Genomic DNA, 4,469 nt, shown 5'->3' on the forward strand with positions numbered 1-4,469 from the left:
TACCAGTGCAACACGCAACTCTTCGGGTTGAGTTGCGTTAATCAGCATTCTTTTCATGTAGTACCGTCGGTTTCCGGGCTGCCGGAAACGGCGTTCGGCACACACGACTTCTCACGGTCGGTGTCAGGTGCGTCAGGAGTGGTTGGACACTCCAGTGTCTAGCGATGGCGACCAATGTGGGCCGGCGTCGCGACGTACGCGTCCTGCTTGCTGTGGCTACTTAAGCACTCAGTCAGGAGGAGGAATCAACCAGCGGCTGTGGACGAGATGAAGCGTCTTGATAAAGCCTAATGCTACACAGTCCAGCGGTTGTGCATATCCACCCAACACGTATCCCTGAGAATTCGGTAGCTGCCGCGCGCAGAATCCGCAGCGGGTTGGCATTTACCGTGAGCTCCGAAAGGGGAGGTCACGCATCATGGCTAATTTAGGCGTTGTTTCCGAAGCGTTCGCTCGGGGTCATTCGCAGCTGACTGCACTTTGTGAACTGGCCATGAATATTGGCTCGCAAGGCGAGTGAAAACTCTGCTTTGCCGCTTGATTCAGGCCTCATGTCACCTGCGCTCGTTACACCTGCAAACTCCACCGTTACGTAGCGAAAGCCCCGTAGGACGGCCTCGCGCCCTGGTGAATTGCGTTGGTCAGGGCCGGTTTTTGACCGTTAGTCCGCTGTCCAGGCCGCTTTTGGCGGCGTTCGCGACTATAGCAGCAATGATTAAGTGCTTCAATTCCATAAAAAATTGTTATCATCCGCGCCATGACGACTACTGCCCCTTCGACCCCAGCCGTACAACTGCTGGAGGTCTCGCCGGAATATGCCGGCCAACGTATTGATAACTTCCTTCTCGCTCGGCTCAAAGGCGTGCCCAAGACCTTGATTTACCGCATTTTGCGCAAAGGCGAAGTGCGAGTGAACAAAGGCCGGATCAAGCCCGAATACAAGCTGCAGGCGGGCGATATCGTGCGCGTGCCGCCGGTTCGCGTGCCTGAGCGCGACGAGCCGGTACCGCTGGCACAAGGCCTGCTCCAGCGCCTCGAAGCCTCGATTATCTTCGAGGACAAGGCGCTGATCGTGATCAACAAGCCTTGTGGCATCGCGGTTCACGGCGGCAGCGGTCTGACCTACGGGGTGATCGAAGCCTTTCGTCAGTTGCGTCCCGATTGCAAGGAGCTCGAGCTGGTTCACCGTCTCGACCGTGACACCTCCGGCCTGCTGATGATCGCCAAGAAACGCAGCATGTTGCGTCACTTGCACACGGCCTTGCGTGGCGATGGCGTCGACAAGCGCTACATGGCGCTGGTCCGCGGTAACTGGGCGGCTTCGATCAAGCAAGTCCGTGCGTCCCTCGGCAAGAGCAATTTGCGCTCCGGCGAGCGCATGGTCGAGGTCGACGAAGAGGAGGGCAAGGAGTCGGTGACCGTGTTCAAGGTCCTGCGGCGCTTCGGCGACTTCGCCACCCTGATCGAAGCAAAGCCGATCACCGGCCGGACTCACCAGATCCGCGTCCACACCCTGCACGCTGGGCATTGCATTGCCGGCGACACCAAGTACGGCGACGACGATTTCAGCAAAGAGATTCGGGATCTGGGCGGCAAGCGCCTGTTCCTGCACGCCTACATGCTAACCGTGCCGCTGCCAAATGGCGGCGAGCTGAAGTTGCAGGCGCCCGTTGACGAGATGTGGGCCAAGACCGTGGAGCGCCTGAGTGCACCCCTCTGATTACAAACTGCTGATTTTCGATTGGGACGGCACCTTGGCCGATTCCATTGGTCGGATTGTCGAGGCGATGCATGTCGCGTCCGAGCGCTCCGGTTTTCAATTGTGTGATGACTTTGCCGTCAAAGGCATTATCGGCCTGGGGCTGCCCGAGGCGATTCGCACGTTGTACCCGGAGATCGGCGATGACGAGTTGATAGCGTTCCGTCAGCACTACGCGGATCACTACATCGCCGCGGAAGCCGTACCTTCGCCGTTGTTCGAAGGTGTGGTCGAGTCGATGGCGGCGTTTCGCGACGAGGGTTATCACTTGGCGGTTGCCACCGGCAAGGCGCGTCGCGGGCTGGATCGGGTGCTCAAGGCTCATGGTTGGGAAGAATATTTCGATATCACCCGTGCCGCCGATGAAACCGCCAGCAAACCGCATCCGCTGATGCTTGAAGAGATTCTCGCCCATTGTGGTGTTCCGGCGCAGCAGGCGTTGATGGTCGGGGATTCGTCCTTCGATCTACAGATGGCGCGCAATGCCGGCATGGATTCGGTTGCGGTCAGTTATGGCGCCCAGTCCATCGAGGCGCTGAAACTTTTTGAGCCGCGATTGGCCATCGATCATTTTTCTGAATTGCACGCGTGGTTGAATCAGCGCACCTAATACATTTTAGCTGGGGTAGATGGAATGACCGACGAATGGAAAGCGCCCGACAAGTCGAGCGCTGAAGGTGGTGACGAAAAAAGCTGGAAGCTGCTGGAAAAAACGTTGCTGGCCGGCGTGCAGGAACAGCGCCGCTCCCGTCGCTGGGGGATTTTCTTCAAATTCCTGGCTTTTACGTATCTGTTTGTGGCGCTGCTGTTGTTGTCGCCGCTGATCAGCATGGAAAAAAGCGCCACCCGTGGCTCGAATTACACGGCCGTGATCGATGTCACGGGCGTCATCGCTGACAAAGAGACCGCCAGCGCCGACAACATCGTGACCAGTCTGCGCGCGGCCTTCGAAGACGAAAAGGTCAAGGGCATCATTCTGCGGATCAACAGTCCTGGTGGCAGCCCTGTGCAGTCGGGTTACGTGTATGACGAGATTGGCCGTCTGCGTGCCTTGCATCCGAATATCAAGGTGTATGCCGTGATCTCGGACCTGGGCGCTTCCGGTGCTTATTACATTGCCAGTGCGGCGGACCAGATCTACGCCGACAAGGCGAGCCTGGTGGGTTCCATCGGTGTGACGGCGGCCGGCTACGGCTTTGTCGGCACCATGGAGAAGCTTGGCGTTGAACGCCGCACCTACACGTCCGGCGAGCACAAATCGTTTCTTGATCCGTTCCAGCCGCAGAAGCCTGAAGAAACCCAATTCTGGCAGGGCGTGCTCGACACCACTCACCAGCAGTTCATCGCCAGCGTGAAGAAGGGTCGTGGCGACCGTCTCAAGGACAAGGATCATCCAGAGCTGTTCTCCGGTCTGGTCTGGTCGGGTGAGCAGGCACTGCCGCTGGGCTTGATCGATGGTCTGGGGAATACCAGTTCGGTTGCTCGCGATATCATTGGCGAGAAAGAAATCGTGGACTTCACCGTCCAGGAGTCGCCGCTTGATCGGTTCTCCAAGAAGCTCGGCGCCAGTGTGGCTGAGCAGATTGCGATGTGGATGGGGTTTCACGGTCCATCGTTGCGCTGATTGCTTGAGCGCATAAAAAAACCGGCTTCGGCCGGTTTTTTAACGTCAAAAGATCGCAGCCTCGTTTCACTCGACAGCTCCTGCATTGAAATGCATATCCCTTGTAGGGGCTATCGAGCGAAACGAGGCTGCGATCTTTTGATCTTCAAGGTATCTGCACGCCCTCCACCAAAAGCATATCGATCAGGCGAATCAGCGGCAGGCCGATCAGGCTGGTGGCGTCAGGGCCTTCGGTGCTTTGAAACAGGCTCACCCCCAAACCTTCGGCCTTGAAGCTGCCAGCGCAGTCGTAGGGCTGTTCTGCGCGCAGGTAACGTTCGATGCGCGCCGGGTCGAGCGTGCGCATGTGCACGGTGAAGGGTACGCAGTCGACCTGGCAGTGGCCGGTCTGACTGTTGAGCAGCGCCAGGCCAGTCAGGAAGGTCACGCTGGCGCCGCTGGATGCCAATAGTTGTTCGCGGGCCTTTTCGAAGGTGTGGGGTTTGCCGATAATCCGCTCGCCGAGTACCGCGACCTGGTCGGAGCCGATGATTAGATGCGCAGGATGGCTCTCGGCCAATGCTCGGGCTTTCTCTTTGGCAAGACGCTTTACCAGATTAATCGCAGGCTCGTCGGCCCTATGGCTTTCATCGATATCCGGCGAGCGGCAGGTGAACTCAAGCTGCAAGCGGGCCAGCAATTCCCGGCGATAAACCGAGCTTGAAGCGAGTAATAAAGGCAGCATGGGCATCTCCAAAAGGCAGGGGCGAATTCTAGCGAGGCTTCCAAGTGACGGACAGGGCTGAATTTCCTTTGACATGGCCGGGTGCATCCCTATAATGCTGCGCCTATGTTGAATGACCCGATTCCACCTCACGTTGACCCGCGCAAATTGGCTGATCGTGGCACCACCCTTCAAGGTGAATTGCTGCTGGCCGATTAGGAGAGACTCTGCGACCCGCTTTCCGACACTGTCGGTACGGTGCAGGCTAAATTCGTTTTTGAACGAGATGAACGTAAGTCTGTGGTAATCCACAGCTTTATCGACACCGAAGTCAAAATTGTTTGCCAGCGTTGTCTTGAGCTGGTCACCCTGCCGATCCATAG

General features: G+C 57.7%; 4 protein-coding genes and 1 pseudogene. 4 read left to right on the forward strand and 1 reads right to left on the reverse strand.

Annotation, left to right across the window (positions count from 1 at the left end):
* Positions 1-757 precede the first annotated feature (757 nt).
* The 3 genes from rluC to sppA are packed head-to-tail and all read left to right on the forward strand — an operon-like array spanning position 758 to position 3,383.
* A complete protein-coding gene (rluC, locus tag ACIQY3_RS34220; RefSeq protein ID WP_403029077.1) occupies positions 758-1,720 on the forward strand; it encodes a 23S rRNA pseudouridine(955/2504/2580) synthase RluC in 963 nt (320 codons plus the stop codon).
* Positions 1,707-2,369 (forward strand): HAD-IA family hydrolase, encoded by a 663-nt coding sequence (locus tag ACIQY3_RS34225; protein WP_403029080.1) that lies wholly within the window; start codon positions 1,707-1,709, stop codon positions 2,367-2,369. The genes rluC and ACIQY3_RS34225 overlap by 14 nt, the downstream gene beginning before the upstream one ends.
* A gap of 24 nt (positions 2,370-2,393) precedes the next feature.
* Positions 2,394-3,383, forward strand: a complete 990-nt coding sequence (gene sppA / locus ACIQY3_RS34230; RefSeq protein ID WP_403029082.1) for a signal peptide peptidase SppA — start codon at positions 2,394-2,396, stop codon at positions 3,381-3,383.
* Positions 3,384-3,528: 145 nt separating this feature from the next.
* On the opposite strand, the gene ACIQY3_RS34235 is transcribed toward sppA, so the two are convergent.
* Positions 3,529-4,107, reverse strand: coding sequence for a Maf family protein (locus tag ACIQY3_RS34235; protein WP_403029085.1), 579 nt, complete (start codon positions 4,105-4,107; stop codon positions 3,529-3,531).
* Positions 4,108-4,212: 105 nt separating this feature from the next.
* Between ACIQY3_RS34235 and ACIQY3_RS34240 the strand changes: the two are divergent.
* A pseudogene (locus ACIQY3_RS34240) lies at positions 4,213-4,469 on the forward strand (metal-binding protein); the annotation flags it as partial.

The organism is Pseudomonas sp. NPDC096950, assembly GCF_044762525.1.
In the GTDB taxonomy this organism is placed as follows: Bacteria; Pseudomonadota; Gammaproteobacteria; order Pseudomonadales; family Pseudomonadaceae; genus Aquipseudomonas.

Excerpts from the sequence above, each read along its gene's own strand:
- sppA (WP_403029082.1), top strand. The coding sequence starts at position 2,394 with ATGACCGACGAATGGAAAGCGCCCGACAAGTCGAGCGCTGAAGGTGGT.
- ACIQY3_RS34235 (WP_403029085.1), bottom strand. The coding sequence starts at position 4,107 with ATGCTGCCTTTATTACTCGCTTCAAGCTCGGTTTATCGCCGGGAATTG.
- rluC (WP_403029077.1), top strand. The coding sequence starts at position 758 with ATGACGACTACTGCCCCTTCGACCCCAGCCGTACAACTGCTGGAGGTC.